The 20,582-nt window shown below is 66.6% G+C and carries 20 protein-coding genes; 9 read left to right on the top strand and 11 right to left on the bottom strand.

The genetic code is table 11. From position 1 onward, the window contains the following. Window positions 1-5: 5 nt before the first annotated feature. Window positions 6-2,240, bottom strand: coding sequence for a TonB-dependent siderophore receptor (locus HU751_RS04805; RefSeq protein ID WP_367616947.1), 2,235 nt, complete (start codon window positions 2,238-2,240; stop codon window positions 6-8). Window positions 2,241-2,544: 304 nt separating this feature from the next. On the opposite strand from HU751_RS04805, the gene HU751_RS04800 reads away from it, so the two are divergent. Then, window positions 2,545-3,636: a TerC family protein gene (locus HU751_RS04800; protein WP_225933223.1), complete on the top strand. Its 1,092-nt coding sequence runs from the start codon at window positions 2,545-2,547 to the stop codon at window positions 3,634-3,636. Here HU751_RS04800 and HU751_RS04795 read toward each other — a convergent pair whose 3' ends face one another. Further along, on the bottom strand, window positions 3,637-3,930 hold the full coding sequence (locus HU751_RS04795; protein ID WP_186734012.1) for a DUF1330 domain-containing protein: 294 nt from the start codon (window positions 3,928-3,930) through the stop codon (window positions 3,637-3,639). A gap of 78 nt (window positions 3,931-4,008) precedes the next feature. Between HU751_RS04795 and ribBA the strand changes: the two genes are divergently transcribed. The 5 genes from ribBA (at window position 4,009) to HU751_RS04770 (ending at window position 9,274) form a co-directional block, all read left to right on the top strand. Then, entirely contained in the window at window positions 4,009-5,130 is a 1,122-nt protein-coding gene (gene ribBA / locus HU751_RS04790; protein WP_186734011.1) for a bifunctional 3,4-dihydroxy-2-butanone-4-phosphate synthase/GTP cyclohydrolase II, read from the top strand. Between the two features lie 220 nt (window positions 5,131-5,350). Next, on the top strand, window positions 5,351-6,376 hold the full coding sequence (locus HU751_RS04785) for an ABC transporter substrate-binding protein (RefSeq protein ID WP_186734010.1): 1,026 nt from the start codon (window positions 5,351-5,353) through the stop codon (window positions 6,374-6,376). Further along, complete coding sequence (locus HU751_RS04780; protein ID WP_186734009.1) at window positions 6,373-7,290, top strand: ABC transporter permease; 918 nt, start codon at window positions 6,373-6,375, stop codon at window positions 7,288-7,290. The genes HU751_RS04785 and HU751_RS04780 overlap by 4 nt, the downstream gene beginning before the upstream one ends. 6 nt (window positions 7,291-7,296) lie before the next feature. Continuing rightward, window positions 7,297-8,106 carry an ABC transporter permease gene (locus HU751_RS04775; RefSeq protein ID WP_186734008.1) on the top strand — a complete coding sequence of 270 codons (810 nt, stop codon included), beginning with the start codon at window positions 7,297-7,299 and terminating at the stop codon, window positions 8,104-8,106. A 19-nt stretch (window positions 8,107-8,125) separates the two neighbouring features. Further along, window positions 8,126-9,274: an ABC transporter ATP-binding protein gene (locus tag HU751_RS04770; protein WP_186734007.1), complete on the top strand. Its 1,149-nt coding sequence runs from the start codon at window positions 8,126-8,128 to the stop codon at window positions 9,272-9,274. Between the two features lie 54 nt (window positions 9,275-9,328). Here the strand turns inward: HU751_RS04770 and HU751_RS04765 are convergent, their stop codons facing one another. Further along, the gene (locus HU751_RS04765) at window positions 9,329-9,517 is read right to left on the bottom strand and encodes a hypothetical protein (RefSeq protein WP_028691681.1); all 189 of its coding nucleotides are present in this window, start codon (window positions 9,515-9,517) and stop codon (window positions 9,329-9,331) included. A 139-nt stretch (window positions 9,518-9,656) separates the two neighbouring features. Continuing rightward, the gene (locus tag HU751_RS04760) at window positions 9,657-9,977 is read right to left on the bottom strand and encodes a heavy metal-binding domain-containing protein (protein ID WP_050705861.1); all 321 of its coding nucleotides are present in this window, start codon (window positions 9,975-9,977) and stop codon (window positions 9,657-9,659) included. Window positions 9,978-10,111: 134 nt separating this feature from the next. Between HU751_RS04760 and HU751_RS04755 the strand changes: the two genes are divergently transcribed. Both HU751_RS04755 and HU751_RS04750 read left to right on the top strand, forming a co-directional pair. Beyond that, entirely contained in the window at window positions 10,112-11,539 is a 1,428-nt protein-coding gene (locus HU751_RS04755) for an MFS transporter (RefSeq protein WP_186734006.1), read from the top strand. Continuing rightward, window positions 11,536-12,264, top strand: coding sequence for a class I SAM-dependent methyltransferase (locus tag HU751_RS04750; RefSeq protein WP_186734005.1), 729 nt, complete (start codon window positions 11,536-11,538; stop codon window positions 12,262-12,264). Before HU751_RS04755 ends, HU751_RS04750 begins: the two co-directional genes overlap by 4 nt. 341 nt (window positions 12,265-12,605) lie before the next feature. On the opposite strand, the gene ribD is transcribed toward HU751_RS04750, so the two are convergent. The 7 genes from ribD to HU751_RS04715 are packed head-to-tail and all read right to left on the bottom strand — an operon-like array spanning window position 12,606 to window position 19,538. Further along, complete coding sequence (gene ribD, locus HU751_RS04745) at window positions 12,606-13,520, bottom strand: bifunctional diaminohydroxyphosphoribosylaminopyrimidine deaminase/5-amino-6-(5-phosphoribosylamino)uracil reductase RibD (protein ID WP_186734954.1); 915 nt, start codon at window positions 13,518-13,520, stop codon at window positions 12,606-12,608. Continuing rightward, on the bottom strand, window positions 13,517-14,176 hold the full coding sequence (locus HU751_RS04740; protein WP_186734952.1) for an SAM-dependent methyltransferase: 660 nt from the start codon (window positions 14,174-14,176) through the stop codon (window positions 13,517-13,519). Before HU751_RS04740 ends, ribD begins: the two co-directional genes overlap by 4 nt. Window positions 14,177-14,188: 12 nt before the next feature. After that, a complete protein-coding gene (locus tag HU751_RS04735) occupies window positions 14,189-15,880 on the bottom strand; it encodes a WD40 repeat domain-containing protein (RefSeq protein WP_186734950.1) in 1,692 nt (563 codons plus the stop codon). A gap of 23 nt (window positions 15,881-15,903) precedes the next feature. Beyond that, the gene (gene ribA, locus HU751_RS04730; protein WP_028691687.1) at window positions 15,904-16,500 is read right to left on the bottom strand and encodes a GTP cyclohydrolase II RibA; all 597 of its coding nucleotides are present in this window, start codon (window positions 16,498-16,500) and stop codon (window positions 15,904-15,906) included. A 34-nt stretch (window positions 16,501-16,534) separates the two neighbouring features. Continuing rightward, window positions 16,535-17,545 carry a formylglycine-generating enzyme family protein gene (locus HU751_RS04725; RefSeq protein WP_186734948.1) on the bottom strand — a complete coding sequence of 337 codons (1,011 nt, stop codon included), beginning with the start codon at window positions 17,543-17,545 and terminating at the stop codon, window positions 16,535-16,537. A 56-nt stretch (window positions 17,546-17,601) separates the two neighbouring features. Then, a complete protein-coding gene (locus HU751_RS04720) occupies window positions 17,602-18,495 on the bottom strand; it encodes a VOC family protein (protein ID WP_186734946.1) in 894 nt (297 codons plus the stop codon). Continuing rightward, window positions 18,495-19,538 (bottom strand): methyltransferase, encoded by a 1,044-nt coding sequence (locus HU751_RS04715; RefSeq protein ID WP_186714012.1) that lies wholly within the window; start codon window positions 19,536-19,538, stop codon window positions 18,495-18,497. The genes HU751_RS04720 and HU751_RS04715 overlap by 1 nt, the downstream gene beginning before the upstream one ends. A 310-nt stretch (window positions 19,539-19,848) precedes the next feature. Between HU751_RS04715 and HU751_RS04710 the strand changes: the two genes are divergently transcribed. Then, the gene (locus HU751_RS04710) at window positions 19,849-20,493 is read left to right on the top strand and encodes a helix-turn-helix transcriptional regulator (RefSeq protein ID WP_186734944.1); all 645 of its coding nucleotides are present in this window, start codon (window positions 19,849-19,851) and stop codon (window positions 20,491-20,493) included. Window positions 20,494-20,582: the final 89 nt, after the last annotated feature.

Genomic DNA, 20,582 nt, shown 5'->3' with positions numbered 1-20,582 from the left:
CCCCGTCAGAACGCGTAGCGGGTAGTCAGCATGAAGTTGCGCGGATCGCCATAGTACCCCCCACTGTAGAAGCCCAGGTTGTTGAAGTACTTCTTGTCGGTGAGGTTGTTGCCGTTGAGGGTCACCGACAACTGCTCGGTCACCTGGTACCTGGCCATGGCGTCCAGGGTCAGGTAGTCCGACTGGGTGTAGCGAATGGTCTCGCCTGCCGTCACCGGGCTGTCCAGGTCCTTCCACACCTTGCTCTGCCAGTTGGCCGAACCGCCCACGGTGAGCTTGTTCCAGACCCCCGGCAAGCGGTAGGTGGTGGACAGGCGCAGCAGGTTCTCCGGCTCGATGGTGGAGATCTTGTCGCCCTCGCCATCGCGGGTGATGCGGTGGGTGAAGCCACCCTGCACATGCCAGTCCGTGGTCAGCTCGCCCGCCACTTCCAACTCGAAGCCACGGGTCTTGGCGCCCTGGATCGCCCGGTAGACGCCACGGTTGGTGTCCGGATCGGTACGGTCGAACTCGGCCAGGTTGTCCTGGCGCACCTCGAACAGCGCCAGGCTGGCGTTGAGGCGACCATCGAAGAACTCGCCCTTCAGGCCCAACTCGTAGGCGTCGCCCTCCTCCGGCTCGATCATCTTGCCGCTGGCATCCTGCTCGCTCTCGTGGGGCTTGAAGATGCTGGTGTAGCTGCCGTACACCGACCAGTTGTCGTCCAGGTCGTAGACCACCCCGGCGTAGGGCACGACCACGCCGTTCTCTTCCAGGTCCTGGGTCTTGCTGCGCTGGGCGGTGGTGGTGTCCAGGCGGGTGCTGTCGAGCTGCCAGTTGGACAGGCGGCCGCCGAGGATGATCGCCAGCTTGTCGGTGGGCTTGAAGCGACCGGTCAGGTAGGCGGCATCTTCCTGCACGCGAGTGTCGACCTTCGACAGCGGCCGCCCCCAGTCGGGCTCGGGATACTCGCCGCGCCACTGGTAGATGTTGGCGCTGCCGAACAGGAACGGCCAGTTGCTTTCATGGGCGCGCACGTCGCGGTGGGAAATGCCTGCCACCAGTTCGTGCTCGCGCCCAAGCAACTGGAACGGGCCGCTGGCGTACAGGTCGTAGGCGTTCTGCTCGGTCTGGTAACGGTAGCGACCCAGCCACACGCCCATGCCGGCCCCACTGGCCGCGTCGGGGTAGCCGTTGGCCGCCGAACCCAGGCGCATCGGCGCGTCGGTCTCGCTGCGGCTGGCCGAGGCCTTGAGGGTCCAGTCGTTGGCCAGGCGCTGTTCGAGGGTGACGAACAGGTTGTCGGCGGTGTTGTCCCAGGCGCTCCACTTGGCGCCGGGGTTGAACGAGCGTGGCATGCCGAAACGGTTGCCCTGGTTGTCCAGCAACGGCGTCGACGGCCCCCAGGATGAACCTTCGGGGCGGTTGCTCTGGCGGCTGAGGCCGACGCTGAGCAGGGTGTCGTCGGTCAGGTCGGCCTCGACGATGCCGTACATCACCTGCTTCTTCTCGGACAGGTTGTCCATGAACGACTGGCCGTCCTCGTAGGCCGTGACCAGGCGCCCGCGCACGTTGCCTTCAGGCGTCAGTGCGCCGCCGATGTCGAACTCGCCCCGGTGGGTGTCCCAGCTGCCGGCGCCCAGCGACACGTAGCCGGACAGCTCGCGGGTCGGCCGCTTGCGCACCAGGTTGACGGTCGCCGATGGGCTGCCGAAGCCGCTGAGCAGGCCGGTGGCGCCACGCAGCACCTCGACCCGGTCGTAGATCACCAGGTCGGTCTGGTCGATGCCGTTGCCGAAGCGGAAGGCCGCCGGGATGCCATCGATCTGGAAGTTGTCGATGTCGAAGCCCCGGGCCTTGAAGGCGGCGCGGCTGCTGTCGAGCTTGGTGACGGTGACGCCCGGTGTCTTGGCCAGCGCGTCGCTGATGCTGGTGAGGTTCTGGTCGTCCATCTGCTGGCGGGTGATGACCGTGACCGACTGCGGCGTTTCCCGGGGCGACAGGGCCATACGCGTGGCGGTGCGGCTGGCGCCGGTGGTGTAGGAACCACTGCCTTCGGTGGTCTCGCCCAGCGCGGTGTCGGTGATGGCGGTGGCGCCCAGCTCCAGGGTGCCCTTGCCGCTGGCCGTGTCGGCCCAGGCCTGGCCGGCCGATGCGGCAAGGCTCGCCGCGAGGATGGCCAGTGCCAGCGGATGACGCTGGCGGACGGTGGTGGCGTTCCCTGCCCCTTGAACCGTGTTCAGAGAGTGCTGTCGTTGCACGCTTGTCGACCCCTACTTGTTGTGTCTGCTCGATACGAGTGGGGGCTAATCACTGGCAGTTGTTGTGGTTATGTGCCCGTTCTGCGACGGCTGTGGCGCATCCTAGGGTTTTTACGAATTTTTTACAATTGCGAATAATTCGCAATAATTGGATCCAGGCAAAGAAATGTAACAGCCTGCCATTCGGCAAGCCCGGCGATCGCGACTAGGCTCAAGATCATGTGATGCCGGGCCCCTCTGACGGTTTGCGCCGCCATGTCGGAATCACTGTTGCCTTGCAACGTCGACAATCAAGGAGGGGCTCATGACGGCTCTGCAGCATTTCCTTTTCACGCCTTTTCTCGGCACCAGCGCCTGGTTGTGGCTGGTCTTCATCACCATCGTCATCGCCTTGCTGGTCCTCGACCTGGGTGTGCTGCACCGCCAGGACCGCGAGATCGAGATGCGCGAAAGCCTGTTGCTGTACTCGGGCTACTTCAGCGTCGGCGTGCTATTCGGCCTGTGGGTCTGGCATGAGCTGGGCGCGCAGCCGGCGCTGGAGTTCTACACGGGTTTTCTGGTCGAGCAATCGCTGTCGATGGACAACGTGTTCGTCATGGCGATGATCTTCAGCTTCTTCGCCATCCCCCGCCGCTACCAGCACCGCGTGCTGTTCTGGGGCATCCTCGGGGTGGTGGTGCTGCGGGCGATCATGATCGGCGTCGGCGCCGCGCTGGTGCAGCACTTCGCCTGGGTGCTGTACCTGTTCGGCGCCTTCCTGCTGTTCACCGGGGTGAAGATGGCCCTGTCGAAGGACGACGCCCACCCGGACCTGGCCAACAACCCGGTATTGCGCTTCGTGCGCCGGCACATGCGCGTCACCGACCAACTGCATGGCCGGCATTTCTTCGTCCAGCTCACGCCGCCCGGGGCGACGCGGGCGATCCGCTATGCCACGCCGCTGTTCCTGGCCCTGGTATTGATCGAGCTGGCCGACCTGGTGTTCGCCGTCGACAGCGTGCCGGCGATCTTCGCCATCACCCAGGACCCGTTCATCGTCTACACCTCGAACATCTTCGCCATCCTCGGCCTGCGCTCGCTGTACTTTGCCCTGGCGGCGCTGATGCACCGCTTCGTCTACCTCAAGTACGCGCTGGCGCTGGTGCTGATCTTCATCGGCTGCAAGATCTTCTGGCACGGGCTGGTGGGCAAGGTGCCGGCCGGGATATCGCTGGGGGTGACGTTCGGATTGCTGCTGGGCGGGGTGCTGTTGTCACTGCTGCGCACCCGTGACCAGCCGGCACCCGCCGATACCGACGCCGTGCAGGACACGCCGCTGCCCGCCACGGACAAGCCGGCGACACCACGCCCTGCCGGCGAAAACCCGGAGAAGAAAGACCCGCACCTGCGGGTCTGATCAAGGCGCGAGCCCCTCGACGATGATCACCTGTGCCAGCGCCACGCCCTGGCGATGGCGGCAGGCATCCTGGTACAGGTCCGACCGGTAGCAGGCCACCGCCTGCTCGTAGGAGTCGAACTCGATCACCACGCTGCGCTGCGGCGTCGCGCGCCCTTCCAGCGCCTCGCTGCGCCCGCCCCGGGCCAGGAAGCGCCCGCCAAAGGCGACAAAGGCCGCCGGTGCGCGCTGGGTGTACTGCTGGTACTGCTCGGGGTCGGTAACATCCACATGGGCGATCCAGTAGGCCTTCATTCGTCGCGCTCCTGTTGCACGGTCATTTGTGTATTATGGTATACCACAAAACCAACCTGACCAGCATGAGCGTGCAGCATGGCTTTCAACAGTATCGAAGAACTCCTCGAGGACTACCGCCAGGGCAGGATGGTCCTGCTGGTGGATGACGAAGACCGGGAGAACGAAGGCGACCTGCTGATCGCCGCCGAGCGCTGCGACGCCCAGGCGATCAACTTCATGGCCCGCGAGGCGCGCGGCCTGATCTGCCTGACCCTCACCGACGAACACTGCCAGCGACTGGGCCTGGAACAGATGGTGCCAGGCAATGCCAGCGTGTTCGGCACCGCCTTCACCGTCTCCATCGAGGCCGCCAGCGGCGTCACCACCGGCATTTCCGCCGCCGACCGGGCGCGCACCGTGGCCGCCGCCATGGCCGCGGATGCCCGCCCCGAGGACCTGGTGCAACCCGGCCACATCTTCCCCCTTCGCGCCCGTGAAGGCGGCGTGCTGAGCCGCGCCGGCCACACCGAGGCCGGCTGCGACCTGGCGCGCCTGGCCGGGTTCACCCCGGCATCGGTGATCGTCGAGGTGCTCAACGACGACGGCAGCATGGCCCGCCGCCCGGACCTGGAGGTATTCGCCGCCCGCCACGGCATCAAGATCGGCACCATCGCCGACCTGATCCACTACCGGCTGAGCACCGAGCAGACCATCAAGCGCATCGGCGAGCGCGAACTGCCCACCGTGCACGGCACCTTCCGCCTGGTCACCTACGAGGACCACATCGAAGGCGGCGTGCACATGGCCATGGTCATGGGCGATATACGCCGCGACCAGCCGACCCTGGTGCGCGTGCACGTGATCGACCCGTTGCGCGACCTGGTCGGTGCCGAGTACGCGGGCCCCGCCAACTGGACGCTGTGGGCGGCGCTGCAGAAGGTCGCCGCCGAAGGCGCCGGGGTGGTGGTGATCCTGGCCAACCACGAATCCTCCCAGGCCCTGCTGGAGCGGGTGCCGCAACTGACGCAGCCGACACGCCCCTACCAGCGTGGGCAGTCGAAGGTGTACTCGCAAGTCGGGACCGGCGCGCAGATTCTCCAGGACCTGGGCGTGGGCAAGCTGCGGCACCTGGGGCCACCACTGAAGTACGCGGGGCTTGCCGGGTATGAACTGGAGGTGGTGCAGAGCATTCCATTCGAGCCGGGGTTGGTGAACTGACCCCACACCCGCAGTAGCCCTGGGGTGATGGCCGGTCGACGCCGAGCTCTTGCCAAAAACTTGGAATACCATAATATGACATTCCATAGACCTTGATTCTGCCGGCCCTACCTACAATCACAATACGGCCACGCTCCACCCGTTTGACGCTGCTCCCCGAACACGATTGGCGGGCGACAGAAGCCCGCCTCGAATAACAAAAAGCAACGAGGGCGTAACCATGCTGTTGAGCAAACGAGTAACCGCAGTGCTGTCCGCCAGCCTGCTGACCCTGGCCTGCCAGGCCACCCAGGCGGCCGACAGCCTGAACTTCGTCAGCTGGGGCGGCAGCACCCAGGACGCGCAGAAACAGGCATGGGCCGAGCCCTTCGCCAAGGCCGCCAATATCAAGGTCGTGCAGGACGGCCCCACCGACTACGGCAAGCTCAAGGCCATGGTCGAAAGCGGCAACGTGCAGTGGGACGTGGTCGACGTCGAAGCCGACTTCGCCTTGCGCGCCGCCAGCGAGGGCCTGCTCGAACCTCTCGATTTCAGCGCTATCCAGCGCGAGCGGATCGACCCGCGTTTCGTCTCCGACCACGGCGTCGGCTCGTTCTTCTTCTCCTTCGTGCTTGGCTACAACGAAGGCAAGCTCGGCGCGAACAAGCCGGTGGACTGGACCGCGCTGTTCGATACCAAGGCCTACCCCGGCAAGCGCGCCCTGTACAAATGGCCGAGCCCCGGCGTGCTCGAACTGGCCCTGCTGGCCGACGGCGTGCCTGCCGACCAGCTCTACCCGCTGGACCTGGAGCGCGCCTTCAAGAAACTCGACACCATCAAGAAGGACATCGTCTGGTGGGGCGGTGGCGCCCAGTCGCAGCAACTGCTGGCCTCGGGCGAAGCGGCGCTGGGGCAGTTCTGGAACGGCCGCGTGCATGCCCTGCAGCAGGACGGCGCGCCGGTCGGGGTAAGCTGGAAGCAGAACCTGGTGATGGCCGACTTCCTGGTCATTCCCAAGGGCGCGAAGAACAAGGACGCGGCCATGAAGTTCCTGGCCAACGCCAGCAGCGCCAGGGGCCAGGCCGACTTCGCCAACCTCACCGCCTATGCCCCGGTCAACCTCGACAGCGTCGGCCTGCTCAAGCCTGAACTGGCCCCCAACCTGCCCACCGCCCATGCCCAGGACCAGGTGACCCTGGACTTCGCCTACTGGGCGAAGAATGGCCAGGCCATCGCGGCCCGCTGGAACGAGTGGCTGGTCAAATGAAAGTCGCCATCAACGCCCTGCACACTGCGCAAGGTGCCGCCGCCGGCAGCGGCGTGCCGGGCGCGACCACCCGCCGCCCGCCCCTGCGCCAACGCTGGCGCGGCAGCCGCAACCTGCTGCCGGCCTTGCTGTTCCTTGGCCTGTTCTTCTTCGCCCCGCTGATCGGCCTGCTCCTGCGCGGCGTGCTCGAACCGGTGCCGGGCATGGGCAACTACGCGCAACTGTTCGCCAACTCGGCCTACGCCCGGGTGCTGTTCAACACCTTCTCGGTGGCCGGCCTGGTCACCTTGATCAGCGTGCTGCTGGGCTTCCCGCTGGCCTGGGCGATCACCCTGGTGCCCAAGGGCTGGGGCCGCTGGCTGCTGAACATCGTGCTGCTTTCGATGTGGACCAGCCTGCTGGCGCGCACCTATTCATGGCTGGTGCTGCTGCAGGCCTCGGGGGTGATCAACAAGGCGCTGATGGCGATCGGGGTGATCGACGCGCCACTGGAAATGGTGCACAACCTCACTGGCGTGGTGATCGGCATGAGCTACATCATGATCCCGTTCATCGTCCTGCCGCTGCAGGCGACCATGCAGGCCATCGACCCGATGGTGCTGCAGGCCGGTTCCATCTGCGGCGCCAGCCCATGGACCAACTTCGTCAGGGTGTTCCTCCCGCTGTGCCGTTCGGGCCTGTTCTCCGGCGCGCTGATGGTGTTCGTCATGTCGCTCGGCTACTACGTGACCCCGGCCCTGCTCGGCGGCGCGCAGAACATGATGCTGCCCGAGTTCATCGTCCAGCAGGTGCAGTCGTTCCTCAACTGGGGCCTGGCCAGCGCCGCCGCCGCGTTGCTGGTGGCGATCACCCTGGTGCTCTTCTACTTCTACCTGAAGCTGCAACCGGAATCCCCGGTCGGCAATGCGAGGTAAGCCGCCATGCTTCTGACCCCCAACGCCATGGGCCGCCCGCTGCGCCTGGGCCTGTACCTCACCACCGGGGCGATCGCGGCGTTCCTGCTGCTGCCGATCCTGTTCATCGTGCTGCTGTCGTTCGGCTCTTCGCAGTGGCTGGTATTCCCGCCACCGGGCTGGACGCTCAAATGGTACGGCCAGTTCTTTTCCAACCCCGAGTGGATGGACGCGGCCCTGGCCAGCCTCAAGGTCGCCGTGCTGACCACCTTCACCGCCGTGGCCCTGGGCCTGCCCAGCGCCTTCGCCCTGGTGCGCGGACGCTTCCCGGGACGGGATCTGCTCTACGGGCTGTTCACCCTGCCGATGATCGTGCCGCTGGTGATCATCGCCGTGGCGGTGTACGCGCTGTTCCTCAAGCTCGGCTACACCGGCACCTTGCTGGCCTTCGTGGTCAGCCACGTGATCGTCGCCCTGCCCTTCACCATCATCTCGATCATCAACTCGCTGAAGCTGTTCGACCAGTCGATCGAGGACGCCGCGGTGATCTGCGGCGCCTCGCGCCTGCAGGCGATCGTCAAGGTGACCTTTCCGGCAATCCGCCCGGGAATGATCGCCGGCGGCCTGTTCGCCTTCCTGGTGTCGTGGGACGAGGTGGTGCTCAGCGTGATGATGGCCAGCCCCGAACTGCAGACCCTGCCGGTGAAGATGTGGACCACCCTGCGCCAGGACCTGACCCCGGTCATCGCCGTCGCCTCGACGCTGCTGATCGGCCTGTCGCTGTTGATCATGATCATTGCCGCCGCCCTGCGTCGGCGCAACGCAACCAACGCCTGAGCGCCCGGAGACGACAACGATGAGTGCAGTGATGAAAGACGACACGCGCGCCAGGCCCCTGGTCAGCCTGCGCAACCTGAACAAGCACTACGGCGACTTCGCCGCGGTGGACAACATCGACCTCGAGATCCAGGACGGCGAGTTCCTCACCTTCCTCGGCTCCAGCGGCTCGGGCAAGTCCACCACCCTGTCGATGCTGGCCGGGTTCGAGACGCCGAGCAGCGGCGAGATCCTGGTCGACGGCCAGTCGCTGGTGAACGTGCCACCGCACAAGCGCGACATCGGCATGGTGTTCCAGCGCTACTCGCTGTTCCCGCACCTGAGCGTGCGCGACAACATCGCCTTCCCCCTGGCGATCCGCAAGCAGGGCGCGGCCGAAACCGCACGGCGGGTGGATGCCATGCTCAAGCTGGTGCGGCTCGAGGCCTTCGCCCACCGGCGCCCGGCCCAACTTTCCGGCGGCCAGCAGCAACGCGTGGCGATCGCCCGGGCGCTGGTCTACGAACCGCGCATCCTGTTGATGGACGAGCCGCTCGGCGCGCTGGACAAGAAACTGCGTGAAGACCTGCAGGACGAGCTGCGCCAGTTGCATCGACGCCTGGGCATCACCATCGTCTACGTGACCCACGACCAGGAGGAGGCGATGCGCCTGTCGCAGCGTATCGCCATCTTCAGCCATGGTCGCATTGTCGGCCTGGGCAGCGGCTACGACCTCTACCAGAACCCGCCGAACGCATTCGTCGCCTCGTTCCTGGGCAACTCCAACTTCCTGCGTTTCACGGCCGACGGCAACGATGCGGGACGTTTCGAGGGGCAGGCAGTAGCGGTGCGCCCGACACCGGGGCTGGCCGCCGGGCAGGAGGCGCTGATCATGGTGCGCCCGGAAAAGGCCCTGGCATTGACCGTGGAGCAGGCGACGCGCGAACCCCTGCCGGCAGGCTGGAACGAAGTCGGCGCCACGGTGACCGAGCTGCTGTTCCTCGGCGAGAGCCAGACCTGCCATGTCGCCACCCAGGGCGGCACGCCACTGACAGTCAAGGCGCTGTCAGCCGCGGGCATGCCCATGCAGCCGGGCCAGCCGGTCAGGGTGCGCTGGGCGGTGGCGGATGCCTGCATCTATACCGAGTGGGCCAAGAGCGACCTGAGCAAGGGCGCCGGGGCCCATTGAACGCGACGGCGCCCACAGGACCTGTGGGCGCCGCGATGGGGATTCAGCGCGGATTCACTTCTTCGACGGGACACGCGGCGTGAAACGCCCCTTCTTGGCCCGCTGCAAGTGTGCCGGTTGCAGTTGCTCCGACTCGTCCAGGGTCATGTTGGCAAAGCCCAGGCGCACGGCCGCCTGGCCGCAGCGCACCTGGCTGTTGATCGGAAACGCATCGTTCAGGTCTTCGAAATAGGATTCGCTCATGCCCTGTCTCCCTCCAATGGCGACCGTGCCGGCAGGCAATGAGCCTGCCTAGTGAAGCGCGGTCCGTTGAACTGAGACTAGCCGGTCATTTGCAGACCAGTCGGACAAAATTTCCTCGCCCGACCAGTGGCAACTGGCCTTACTTCAGACGCACCGCCGTGCCGGTGGCGAACACCACGACCATGCCACCCTGTACCGACGGCATGCTGATCTCGAAGTCCACGCCTACCAGCGCATCGGCTTGCAACTGCCGTGCCCGCGCCATGAGTTCCTCGGTGGCCTGCTCGCGGGCCAGCTTCAGCGCGCCCTCCAGGGTTTGTGAGCGGCCGCCGAAGAAGTCGCGAAAGCGTGCGAAGAAATCGCGCACGAAGTTGATCCCCTGCACCGATTCGGCGCTGACCACGCCGAGGTACTCGGCAATCGGGCGGCCGTCGAGCTGGCTGGTGGTGCTGATGATCATGGGTGACGCTCCTGGAACAAGACAAAAGAGCATGATCCTAACAAATCCACTGCGGCCAAATTACGCAAGCAACTCCTTGAATAATACTTTTCCGGCTCCTAGACTCCCAGCGCAGGACCACGCAAGGAGCGTACATGACCGCCATTCCCGAACAGCCGCCGGCGCGCTGGAGCGAACTGCTCAGCGGCGGCAACGCGCTGCGCTCGATCGCCCTGGCCGGCGGCGTCGCCCTGCACGCCATCAATGTCTATATCGTCACCACCCTGCTGCCGACCGTGATCGACGAGATCGGCGGATTGGCCTTCTACGCCTGGAACACCACCCTGTTCGTGGTCGCCTCGATCATCGGCTCCACCCTCTCCACCCGCCTGCTGGCCCGTGGCGGACCGCGGATCGCCTACCTGCTGGCGCTGCTGGTGTTCGCCCTTGGCTCGATGCTCTGTGCCCAGGCCGGGAGCATGCCGATGCTGCTGCTCGGGCGCAGCGTGCAGGGCCTGGGTGGCGGCATCCTGTTCGCCCTGAGCTATGCACTGATCCACCTGGTGTTCGACAGCCGCCTGTGGCCCCGCGCCATGGCCCTGGTCTCGGCGATGTGGGGCGTGGCCACGCTGTGCGGCCCGGCCGTGGGCGGGGTGTTCGCCGAAGGCGGGCACTGGCGCTGGGCGTTCTGGTCACTGCTGCCGGTGGCTGGCGCCCTGGCGCTGATCGTCTGCCTGCGCCTGCCGACGCGCCAGGCCCTGGACGACAATGGCGCGCGCCCGGCCTATGGGCTGATCGCCTGCCTGGTGGCCTCGGTACTGGCGATCTGCGCAGCCAGCCTGGCCGAGACCCTGTGGGTCAACCTGGCCGGCATCGTCGCGGGCCTGGCCATCGCCGCGCTGATCGCCCGCCTCGATCCGCGGGCGCGCCACCACCTGCTGCCCACGGGCGCCTACAGCCTCAAGCAACCGATGGGTGCGCTGTTCGCCATGATGTGCCTGCTGGTGGCGGCCATCACCACTGAAATCTATGTGCCCTACTTCCTGCAACGCATCCATGGCTTCGGCCCGCTGGCCGCCGGCTACCTGACGGCGGTGATGGCCGCGGGCTGGACGGTCGGCGCCCTGGCCAGCGCCGGGCGTGACCGCGATGGCGGCGCCTGGCAGATCCGCGGCGGACCGCTGGTGGTGGCCGTGGCGCTGCTGGCCCTGGCCCTGCTGACCCCGGCCCCGGCCTGGATCGCCAGCGCGCCGGGCCTGACCCTGTTCGCCCTGGCCCTGGCCGGCGTGGGCCTGGGCATCGGCCTGGGCTGGCCGCACCTGCTCACCCGAGTGCTGCAGGCCGCGCGCCCCGGCGAGGAGAACCTCGCCTCGGCCTCGATCACCACCGTGCAACTCTACGCCACCGCCCTGGCCGCTGCCCTGGCCGGCCTGGTCGCCAACGGCGCCGGGCTGGTCGAGCCCGGCGGCGAGCAAGGCGCGCGCCAGGCGGCGCTTTGGCTGTTCGCCGTGTTCGCCTGCGCGCCACTGCTGGCGCTGCCGTTGGCGCTGCGCCTCACCTCTGAAAACAAGGAGCGCCCATGAAGGAATCCAAGGAAGTCTACGAGCGGATCAGCGAGCAGTTCGAAGACTTCACCAGCCACGCCAGCCAGCGCGGAGTCGAGGTCGACACGTTTCGCTACATGGCCGGCGAGGTGACCGGCGAAGAGATCCTCGACCTGGCCTGCGGCCACGGTTTCTTCAGCCGCCGCCTGAAGGACTGGGGCGCGGCGCGGGTGCACGGCGTGGACATCTCGCCGAGCATGATCTACCAGGCGCGCCAGGCCAACGACGGCATCGCCTACGAAGTGCGCGACGTGGCGCAGATGGGCCGCATCGGCCAGTTCGACAAGGTCACCGCCGCCTGGCTGTTCAACTACGCCGGCAGCGTCGAGGAGCTGCGCCGCATGTTTGAAAGCGTCGCCCTTAACCTCAAGCCGAACGGACAGCTGATCGCCTACACGGCGAACCCCGCCTTCGACCTGGCACGGGGCAATTTCACCGAGTACGGCATTCGTGTGCTGGACGAACAGCCGGTGGAAGGCGGCCTGCGCTGCCGGGGGCAGTTCATGAGCACGCCGCCTGCGGACTTCACCTATTACCGCTGGCAAAAGTCGGTCTACGAACAGGCCGCCCACGATGTCGGCCTGCACAACGTGCGCTGGATCGCCCCGCTGATCAGCGGGATCCGCAAGAAGGCGCATCCGCCGGGATATTGGGATCTGTTCGAGCAGAACAGCCTGCAGGTCGGACTGATCTGCAGCCGCTGATACAGGAAGCGCCCGTCGCGCACCTTGCAGCGCCTATGAGATCGAGCGCCGCCCGCGCGGCGCATCGCGGATGAATCCGCTCCTACATTTGTTGCAACGTGACCATGCCTGATAGGCCATGGTTGTTAGCCTTGTGCGCTCGACGCGATTTCTCGGTGGGCATTGTCGCCACCCCACCTGTCTCAAGCCTTGCGCCAAGGCTGGCAACCATGGCCTGACAGGTTCGGTACGTTGCAACAAATGTAGGAGCGGATTCATCCGCGATGCGCCGCGCTGGCGGCGCTCGATCTCAAGAGCGCTGCAACACTAAAGCCGAACACCTTGAAAGACCACCGATAGCCTCAAACCTGCACCAACCACTCATCCACCAGCCCCTGGCGCGCCAGGGTCTCGCACCACGCCGGATCTGCCTCGACCTGGACTTCGTTGCAGTCGAGCTCATGCAGCGCCTGTAACACCTGCAGGACACCGGGATCCTCCAGCACCTGGCAACGCGCACGGGCATACCGACCGTCCCGCCTCGCCTGCGCGCCATGCAACACCAGCGTTGGCGCCCGCCCATCGAGCACCTTGGCCGAAGCCGGACAGTCCAGCCCCTGGTCGAGCAGTACTCGCAAGGGCACCACCGGATCGGCTCGCTGCCCGGCGACCTGCGCCACCAGCGAGATGTCGCAGGCCTTCACCCAGTCACAAGTGGTCAGCAACGCCGAGGCCCTGCCCCGCCAGTGCGCCAGGGGCGTCTGCTCGTCGCAATGGCTGAGCATCACACCCTCGCCCAGCGCGCCGATCTCCAGCGCCGCCGGACGCAACACCCGCACCCACGGGCGCTGGCGCTCGATGCGCGAGAAGAACCCGCGATTGAGTGCCCGCGCCCGTGGGCAAGGCAAGGCCTCGACCGCGATACCGGCCTGGCGCAGGCGATCCGCGCCGATGCTCTGCGAGACGTCGCCGCTGGCCGTGACCACCCGACGCACCCCCGCCGCCACCAGGGCATCGGCGCACGGCGGCGTGCGCCCATGGTGGCCGCAGGGCTCCAGGGTCACGTAGGCGGTCGCCCCCCGCGCCGCCGTGCCCGCCTCGCGCAGGGCGTGCACTTCGGCGTGGGCCTGGCCGGCGCGCTGGTGCCAGCCGCGCCCTACCACCTGCCCGGCGTTGACGATCACGCAGCCGACCCGCGGATTGGGCATGGTGCTGTACAGGCCCTGGCTGGCGAGCGCCAGGGCCATGTCCAGGTAATGGCGATCGATCGCACTCACGTGCGGACCAGCGCCAGCAGATAGCGAGCCTCGCCATGCTGGCGCTCGATCACCTCCAGTCCCTGCCAGGTGAAGCCATGGGCCTCGAGGGTCTGGCGGATGCCGTCGTCGGTGAAGAAGTAGCCCTGGCGCTGGTTGTCCATCTCGCGCCAACCCGGCTGCGGATGGGCCGCGTCGACCCCGAACACGTTCAGCCCCACCAGCGCGCCAGGGCGCAGCAGGCGGCGCACATGGCCCAGGTACGCGCCCCACTCATCAGGGTGCTGGTGGTGGAAGCAGCCATTGTCCAGGGCTGCGTCGAACAGCGTGCCCGGCGCCGGCTGCCAGTCCTGCATGGCCTTGTTCACCAGGTCCAGGCGATCGCCCCAGCGCTTGCGCAGCAACGGCCAGCTGGAGTTCTCGACGATATCCAGCCCGGTGACCCGGTGCCCGGCGAGGATGAAGGTGGAGGCGTCACGGCCACGGCCCACGCCGATGTCCAGCACATGCTGGTCGGCACGCGGGTCGAGCCTTTCAAGGAAAGCCTGGGCCGCCTGGATCATGCCGATATCCCATGACCACTCGTCCTCGCCATGGCTGTAGCGGTGCACGAACGAAGTGTCGAGGGCCTTGCGGTAATCGCCCTGGGCCATGAAGTCACTTGCTTGCTTGCTCATCGTGCTGCTCCTTCAGGACGCCAGGCGGGCGTCGATACCGTAGATGCGCCCGTCATAGGAACTGGCCAGGAAGGCGTCGCTGACGGCGTCGTGGGTCAGGCAGGAAATGCCGCTGGCGGTCGGCCGCTGCATGGGCAGCCAGCGCCGCGAGGCCAGGTCGAACAGTGCCACGGTACCGTTGTAGGCCGCGGTGGCGATCACCCGGCCATCGCCGGAGGCGGCGATGCACTTGATCGAGTGCTGGTGCGGCGAATCGAACACCTCGTCGCCGGTCTCCAGCCACAGGCGCAGCTTGAGGTCGCGACCGATGCTGGCGAAGCCGCCGGTGATCGGGCAGCAGCCATTGGAAATGCGCGTATGCGCCCCCTCGATATGCCGCACGCTGCTGAAATCCTCGATGCTGTGCAACGCGGCATCGGCCGAGGCACAGACGCTGAACAGGTGGCGCTCGTCGGCGGCCACGCCCTTGATCGCGTTGTCGTGCATGGGGATCGAAGCCACCAGGCGCAGCCCGCCCTGGCCGTCATGGCCGAACACCAGGCCTTCGCCGGTATAGGTGCCGATCAGCGCCAGGTCCTCGCCGTTCCTGACGAAGGTGGCGCCGCAGTTGAGCGGCGAACGGTGCTGGTACAGCATGCGCCCGGACAGGCCGTCGAACACCTGGCCCATCTGGCCGCCGGTCAGCAGCAGCGGGCCGAACGGCAGGAGGAAGTTGCACAGGCTGCCGACACTGGTCACCGGCTGGTCGTCACGGTGCAGGATGCCGGCGTCGCCGATGCTGTACTGGCGCTCGTCGCTGCGCACCACGGCGTTGATGCTCACCGCCGGCTCGATGCCCGACACCTGCCACTGGTCCTGCTCGTAGTTCCAGGTGGCATAGCGCGAACCGAAGGTCGCGAACACCAGTTGTTCGTCGCCGACGAAGGCGCAGCTGCGCGGCCAGACGATGCTCGGCAGCGCGGTGCTGCGGCGCTTGACCAGGTTACGCCCGGCGTCGAAGGTCCAGAGGATCGCCGAACGGTCGTAGCTCAGGCTCACCAGCAGGCGCTTGTCGTCGTTCCAGACGATGCGCTTGATCCCGGCCGCATGGGCCGGCACGGTCTGCACCTGGCCCTGGGCGATGATCGAGATGCGCCCCTCGTCGTCCCCGGCGAACACCACGCCTTCGCGGGTGATGGCGATGGTGTCGGTTTCCACGCCGCCGATGTCCACCTCGTCGCATTGCTGGCCGCTGCGGGTGTCCCACTGGCGCACGGTACCGTCGTCGCTGCTGGAGATCAGGCGCTGGCCGTCCGGCGACCAGACCACCGAGATGACGTCGGCCTGGTGGCCATGGAACGCCTGCAGCTGCACGCCGTCGAGGTCGAAGATACGCAGCACGTGGTCACGCGAGCAGGTGGCCACGCGCTGGCTGTCGGGCGAGAACACCGCCATTTCGACGTCGTCGTTGTGCCCTTGCAGCACGGCTTTCAGGCGCATGCTCGGCACTTCCCAGATGCGCGCGGTGTAGTCGCTGCTGGCGCTGACCAGGTACTTGCCGTCACTGCTGAACGCGCACTGGTTGGCCAGGTGGTCGTGGTGCACGCGGTGGATCGGCTCGCCGGTGGCGGCGTTCCACAGGATTACCTGGTTGTCGTAGCCGGCGGTGGCGACGAAGCGCGCGGCATGGGCGGCGATACCGCTGATAGGGCCAATGTGTTTCATCGAAAGATCCTTTTTCGCTGGAGTCAGAGCTTGATCGAATGGCTGGACTTGACGGCCTTCGCCTGCAGGTAGTTGCGGTTGTGATTGGTCAGGAACACCCCGGTGGGTACCTGTTCGATCACATCGATGCCACCGGCGCGCAGCTGGGCGACCTTCTCCGGGTTGTTGGTCAGCAACCGGCACTGGTCCACGCCCAGGGCCCGCAGGATCTGCACGGCCGGATCGAACGAGCGCGAGTCGGCCAGGTGGTTCAGGCGCAGGTTGGCTTCATAGGTGTCCAGGCCCTTGTCCTGCAGCAGGTAGGCCTCGAACTTGGAGTACAGGCCGATGCCGCGCCCTTCCTGGCGCAGGTAGATCAGGTAGCCGCCCACCTCCTTGAGGGTGCGCAGCGCCTCCTGCAGCTGCGGGCCGCAATCGCAGCGCTGCGAGCCGAACACATCGCCGGTGATGCATTCGGAGTGCACCCGCACCAGCGGCACGTCGCACTGCTCGCGGCCGATGCCGACGGCGAAGTGCTCCTGGTCACGCTCGAAGCCGTGGAAGCCGAAGAAATGGGCATCGACGTCGCCGCCGAGGATGGAAATCGGCACGATGGTGTGAAGCGAAACATCCTTGTTCATGGAATCAGACCTCTTGCACGGAAGACGGAACAGCTCAGTTGTGGTTTTCAACCAGGCGAAAGCCCATGACGTAGATAGGTCGCGGGTAACGCCCGTGGCGGCGCGCGGTGCGCGCCAGGTCGCGGAAACGGGTGAAGCTGCCACCGCGGGCCACGCGGTGGGTGCCGACATCGAGCACCAGGTCGTCCTCGATCTGCGGGCCGCCGGGGTATGGCCGGTAGTCCTCGGCCACGTACTCCTCGACGTTGCCGGCCATGTCCAGCACCCCGAAGGGCGAGGCAGCGTCGATGAACACGCCGACCGGCGTGCTGTCCAGGTAGCCCAGCTCGGCGGTGTTGGCCTGCTCGACCTGGTAGGCGTCGCCCCAGGGGAACTGGCGCCCCTCGGGGCCGGCGGCGGCGTACTCCCACTGCGCCTCGCTGGGCAGGGCAAAGCGTCGGCCGGTGCGTTCGCTGAGCCACCGGGCGTAGGCGTCGGCGTCACTGGCCGAAACGCTGTACACCGGATGGTTGGCATGGTGCCGCGGGTAGCGGCCGAACGCCCAGCCGTCGGGGATGCCGGCATGCCCGCTGTCGAGCAGGAACTGGCGGTACTCCTGGTGCGTCACCGGGAAGCGGGCGATACGGAACGCCGCCAGCTCCACTGCGTGGCGCGGGGTCTCCTTGTCGATCCAGCTGCGGTCCAGGCCGAGCCCGTCGAACTGGTCCATCACCTGCTCGACCGCGCGCGGGTCGAGGCCGATGTGCACCCGCGCCGCAGGGATGTCGATCATCTGCGGGGCGAAGGTGTCGATGCGCGGGTCGCCGCGCAATGCCAGCACCTCACCGGCGGCAATGCGCCGGGCCAGGGGTTGGCGTGGCTGCTCGAGCAGCGTCAGCAAGACATCCAGCGGTGCCTGGAGCAGATCGTCGAGCGCCGTGGCGACTTGCGCCTGCAACGGATGCTCCTGGTAGTGCGCTGGGTAACCCATCAATGCCCGGTCGCTGACATCCTTGGGCAGCGGGCTGGGCAGCCGTGGCCAATGCCACTGTTTGTAGCTGTTCATGCAAATACCTGCCTGGGCACAGGCCTGCCAAACGGCAGGCCTGCGACGACGTGGGATCAGAGGCGGTCGAGGAGCAACCGAGGGTTGCTTTCGATCATCTCCACTTCGGCGCTGTAGACTTCGATCACCAGGCCATCCGGGTCCTCGAAGTAGACGGCGCTGCGCACGTTGTCCGGCCCATGGTGGTAGCCCGGCGCCGGGCCGTTGCCCTTGACCAGCTTGATGGTGCCACTGGCGGTGACCTGCTCGGCGATGCGCCGCACATCCTCGGGCAACGCCCGCACACCGATGTGGTAGCCGGTCGGGTAGCTGAACGACTCGCTCTGCTCGATGAAGAAGTCGAAGCCGTTGAGCTCCATCACGGCCTTGCGCGGACCGAGGTTGTAGCAGTAGTTGGCGCCGAGGATGTCGCTGTAGAACGCCTTGGAGGCTTCCAGGTCGCGGGTGAGGATATTGACGTGGTTCATCTCGGGGCGCTGCGCGGCCCGCGCCGCTTCGTCCAGCCCCAGGCCGTCGAGCGAGCGCCACAGCTTGGTCGCGGCCGCGAACTTGGCGAAGCCCGCCAGCCAGTCCTTGATCGCCAGCTCCGGCGCCTGCCCGGCACCAATATCCAGCGAGTAGGGATAGAGGAAGCCCTGGCTCGCCTGCTGCCACTGGGCGATCACGCTGCTGGCAGACGGTAACTGCGCCAATGCGCCCTGCACACGGACCAGCACCAGCGCGGTGTTGCGGCACAACCCGCTGGCCTCGTTGAGCAGCGTGTTCAGCGCCGCCGCTGGCGTGGCGCTGTCGAGCAGCAGGCAGACCGCGTCCACCGGCCCTTGTCCGGCCGGCTTCTGGCTGACCTGCAGGCTGAAACCCGCCGCCGCCGCGGCGCTGCCCAGGCTGTCCAGGGCCTGGGCCGCCGCGTCGCCGAGCGGCGCGGCATGCAATGCCAACAAGCGCAGCATCAGGCAGCCCTCCGTCCGATCAGCAAGGTGTAGCGGCCGATCGGCTCCTGCTCCACGGTGAGCCCCGCCGACGCCATGCTGTCGATCAGGTAGCGGGTCGGGTGCAGCTCGCCATTGACCGTGTTGAGCATCATGTGCAGGGAGAAGTCGGCCGACAGCGCCGGATGGATCTCGTCATCCTCCAGGGCCATGCTGAGCACCAGCAGCGCGCCGTCACCCTCGACCATGCCGGCGGCGCCGGCGATCAGGGTGCGCACCTGCTCGCGGGTGAAGTAGTGCAGGCAGTCGTTGAGCATCACCACGTCGGCCCGCTCGCCCTGGTACTGCGCCAGGTCCAGCAGGTTGCGGGCATGGAAGCCCAGGCGGCTGTCGAGGCGGTACTTGGCGAAGGTCGCCGCGGCCGCCTCGCGGGTGGGTTCCAGGTCCCAGACCTCACCCTTGACCTGCGGATTGCGGCTGGCGATCTCGGCCAGGTAGGTGCCGTGGCCACCGGCCAGGTCGATCACCCGCTGGGCCTTGTCGAACAGCGGCAGGTCACGCAGCACATCGACCATGGGCTGGCTGAAGCGGACCATGGCATCGTTGAAGGCGTCACGGGCCGCCAGGTCGTGCTTGAAGCGGTTTTCCTGCTGGAAATCCAGCGAGGTGCGGCTGCGCAGCACTTCGTCCAGGCGCGGCCAGTTGTGCCACTGCAGGCGCTGGTGATCGATGATCGGGCCGATGAACTCGGCGCTGTCGCTGACCAGGAAACGCTGGCTCAGCGGCAGGTTCTCGAAACCTTGGGCGGTGCGCTTCAACAGGCCCATGGCCACCAGCGCGTTGAGGAAGATGCGGCCCTTGTTCGGCACCCAACCCAGCGCATCGCTCAGGGCCTGGGCGCTGACCGGCTGGCGGGTGTGGTCGAACACACGCTGGGCCAGCGCCGAATGCAGGATGGCAGACTGGCGGTACTGGTCAGAGAGCTTCACCAGGTCGACCACGCCTTGCAGACTGTTCAGCTCGTCGGCGTGTTCATAGATGGTCACGGGTTTCTGGGCATTCATGCACTCACATCCCTGTCGAGTTATTGTGGGTGAGCCCATGCCCGGCATTTGCCAGCAAGGTGTCGATTGACTTGCACGCACCCCTCCCTGGGACCGGCAAGCACAGGCTCCGCAATTCAGCCTAGACGCGGACCCAATAAATACAACTAATACCTTTTATATTTTTATCGCATATAAATTTTATTATCGATAATCGTTACTCTTGCACAATTCACCGCGAATCCGGGCTATCCTTCGCCCACTTGCCTGCGCAAAGGATGGCCCAGGAGAGTGCCCGATCCGTTCATTCACGCCCGGTTTCCAGCGCTCCATGACCTCGACCACCGTTGATACCAACTGCACCGCCGACCGCATCCTGTTCCTGCTCAAGACCCGCGGGCCGCTCAAGACCGCCGACCTGGCCCAGCTGCTCGCCATCACCTTCGAAGCCACCCGCCAGCAGGTGCAGAAGCTGCAGGCCGCCGACCTGGTCAGCGGCATCAGCGTGCCGGCCAAGGGCGCCGGGCGCCCTTCGCAGAAATGGGCACTGACCGCCACCGCCCAGCGCCGCTTCCCCGATTCCCACAGCGTGCTGACCCTGCAACTGATCGAGAGCGTCGAGCAGGTGTTCGGCAGCGACGGGGTCGACCGCCTGATCAGCCGCATGGAAGACAGCAACAGCCGTGAGTACCAGCAGGCCTGCGCCGATGGCCAAAGCCTGGAGGACAAGGTGCGCATCCTCGTGCAGTTGCGCGAGCGCGCCGGCTACATGGCCGAGATGCAGGCCGACGGCAACGACTGGCTGATCGTCGAGAACCACTGCCCGATCTGCATTGCCGCCACCCGCTGCCAGGGGTTCTGCCGCAGCGAACTGCAGGTGTTCCAGGCGGCGATCGGCGAGCACGGGCTGGTGGAGCGTTGCGAGCACCTGATCTCGGGGGATCGGCGCTGCGTCTATCGCATTTCGCCGAAATAATCCGCCTATCTACCAGCGTGGGAGCGGGCTAGCCCCGCGATCACCGGCGAAGCCGGTGCCATGGTAAGCCCGCTCCCACGCCCCCTCGC

Source organism: Pseudomonas peradeniyensis, from assembly GCF_014268935.2.
In the GTDB taxonomy this organism is placed as follows: Bacteria; Pseudomonadota; Gammaproteobacteria; order Pseudomonadales; family Pseudomonadaceae; genus Aquipseudomonas; species Aquipseudomonas peradeniyensis.
The sequence above is the reverse complement of the archived record's forward strand: the minus strand, read 5'-3'. Positions and strand labels throughout refer to the sequence as shown.

Bases quoted from the DNA above. Each gene is read 5' to 3' on its own strand.
- HU751_RS04800 (WP_225933223.1), top strand. From the start codon at position 2,545: ATGACGGCTCTGCAGCATTTCCTTTTCACGCCTTTTCTCGGCACCAGC.
- HU751_RS04795 (WP_186734012.1), bottom strand. From the start codon at position 3,930: ATGAAGGCCTACTGGATCGCCCATGTGGATGTTACCGACCCCGAGCAG.
- ribBA (WP_186734011.1), top strand. From the start codon at position 4,009: ATGGCTTTCAACAGTATCGAAGAACTCCTCGAGGACTACCGCCAGGGC.
- HU751_RS04785 (WP_186734010.1), top strand. From the start codon at position 5,351: ATGCTGTTGAGCAAACGAGTAACCGCAGTGCTGTCCGCCAGCCTGCTG.
- HU751_RS04780 (WP_186734009.1), top strand. From the start codon at position 6,373: ATGAAAGTCGCCATCAACGCCCTGCACACTGCGCAAGGTGCCGCCGCC.
- HU751_RS04775 (WP_186734008.1), top strand. From the start codon at position 7,297: ATGCTTCTGACCCCCAACGCCATGGGCCGCCCGCTGCGCCTGGGCCTG.
- HU751_RS04770 (WP_186734007.1), top strand. From the start codon at position 8,126: ATGAGTGCAGTGATGAAAGACGACACGCGCGCCAGGCCCCTGGTCAGC.
- HU751_RS04765 (WP_028691681.1), bottom strand. From the start codon at position 9,517: ATGAGCGAATCCTATTTCGAAGACCTGAACGATGCGTTTCCGATCAAC.
- HU751_RS04760 (WP_050705861.1), bottom strand. From the start codon at position 9,977: ATGATCATCAGCACCACCAGCCAGCTCGACGGCCGCCCGATTGCCGAG.
- HU751_RS04755 (WP_186734006.1), top strand. From the start codon at position 10,112: ATGACCGCCATTCCCGAACAGCCGCCGGCGCGCTGGAGCGAACTGCTC.
- HU751_RS04750 (WP_186734005.1), top strand. From the start codon at position 11,536: ATGAAGGAATCCAAGGAAGTCTACGAGCGGATCAGCGAGCAGTTCGAA.
- HU751_RS04740 (WP_186734952.1), bottom strand. From the start codon at position 14,176: ATGAGCAAGCAAGCAAGTGACTTCATGGCCCAGGGCGATTACCGCAAG.
- HU751_RS04735 (WP_186734950.1), bottom strand. From the start codon at position 15,880: ATGAAACACATTGGCCCTATCAGCGGTATCGCCGCCCATGCCGCGCGC.
- ribA (WP_028691687.1), bottom strand. From the start codon at position 16,500: ATGAACAAGGATGTTTCGCTTCACACCATCGTGCCGATTTCCATCCTC.
- HU751_RS04725 (WP_186734948.1), bottom strand. From the start codon at position 17,545: ATGAACAGCTACAAACAGTGGCATTGGCCACGGCTGCCCAGCCCGCTG.
- HU751_RS04720 (WP_186734946.1), bottom strand. From the start codon at position 18,495: ATGCTGCGCTTGTTGGCATTGCATGCCGCGCCGCTCGGCGACGCGGCG.
- HU751_RS04715 (WP_186714012.1), bottom strand. From the start codon at position 19,538: ATGAATGCCCAGAAACCCGTGACCATCTATGAACACGCCGACGAGCTG.
- HU751_RS04710 (WP_186734944.1), top strand. From the start codon at position 19,849: ATGACCTCGACCACCGTTGATACCAACTGCACCGCCGACCGCATCCTG.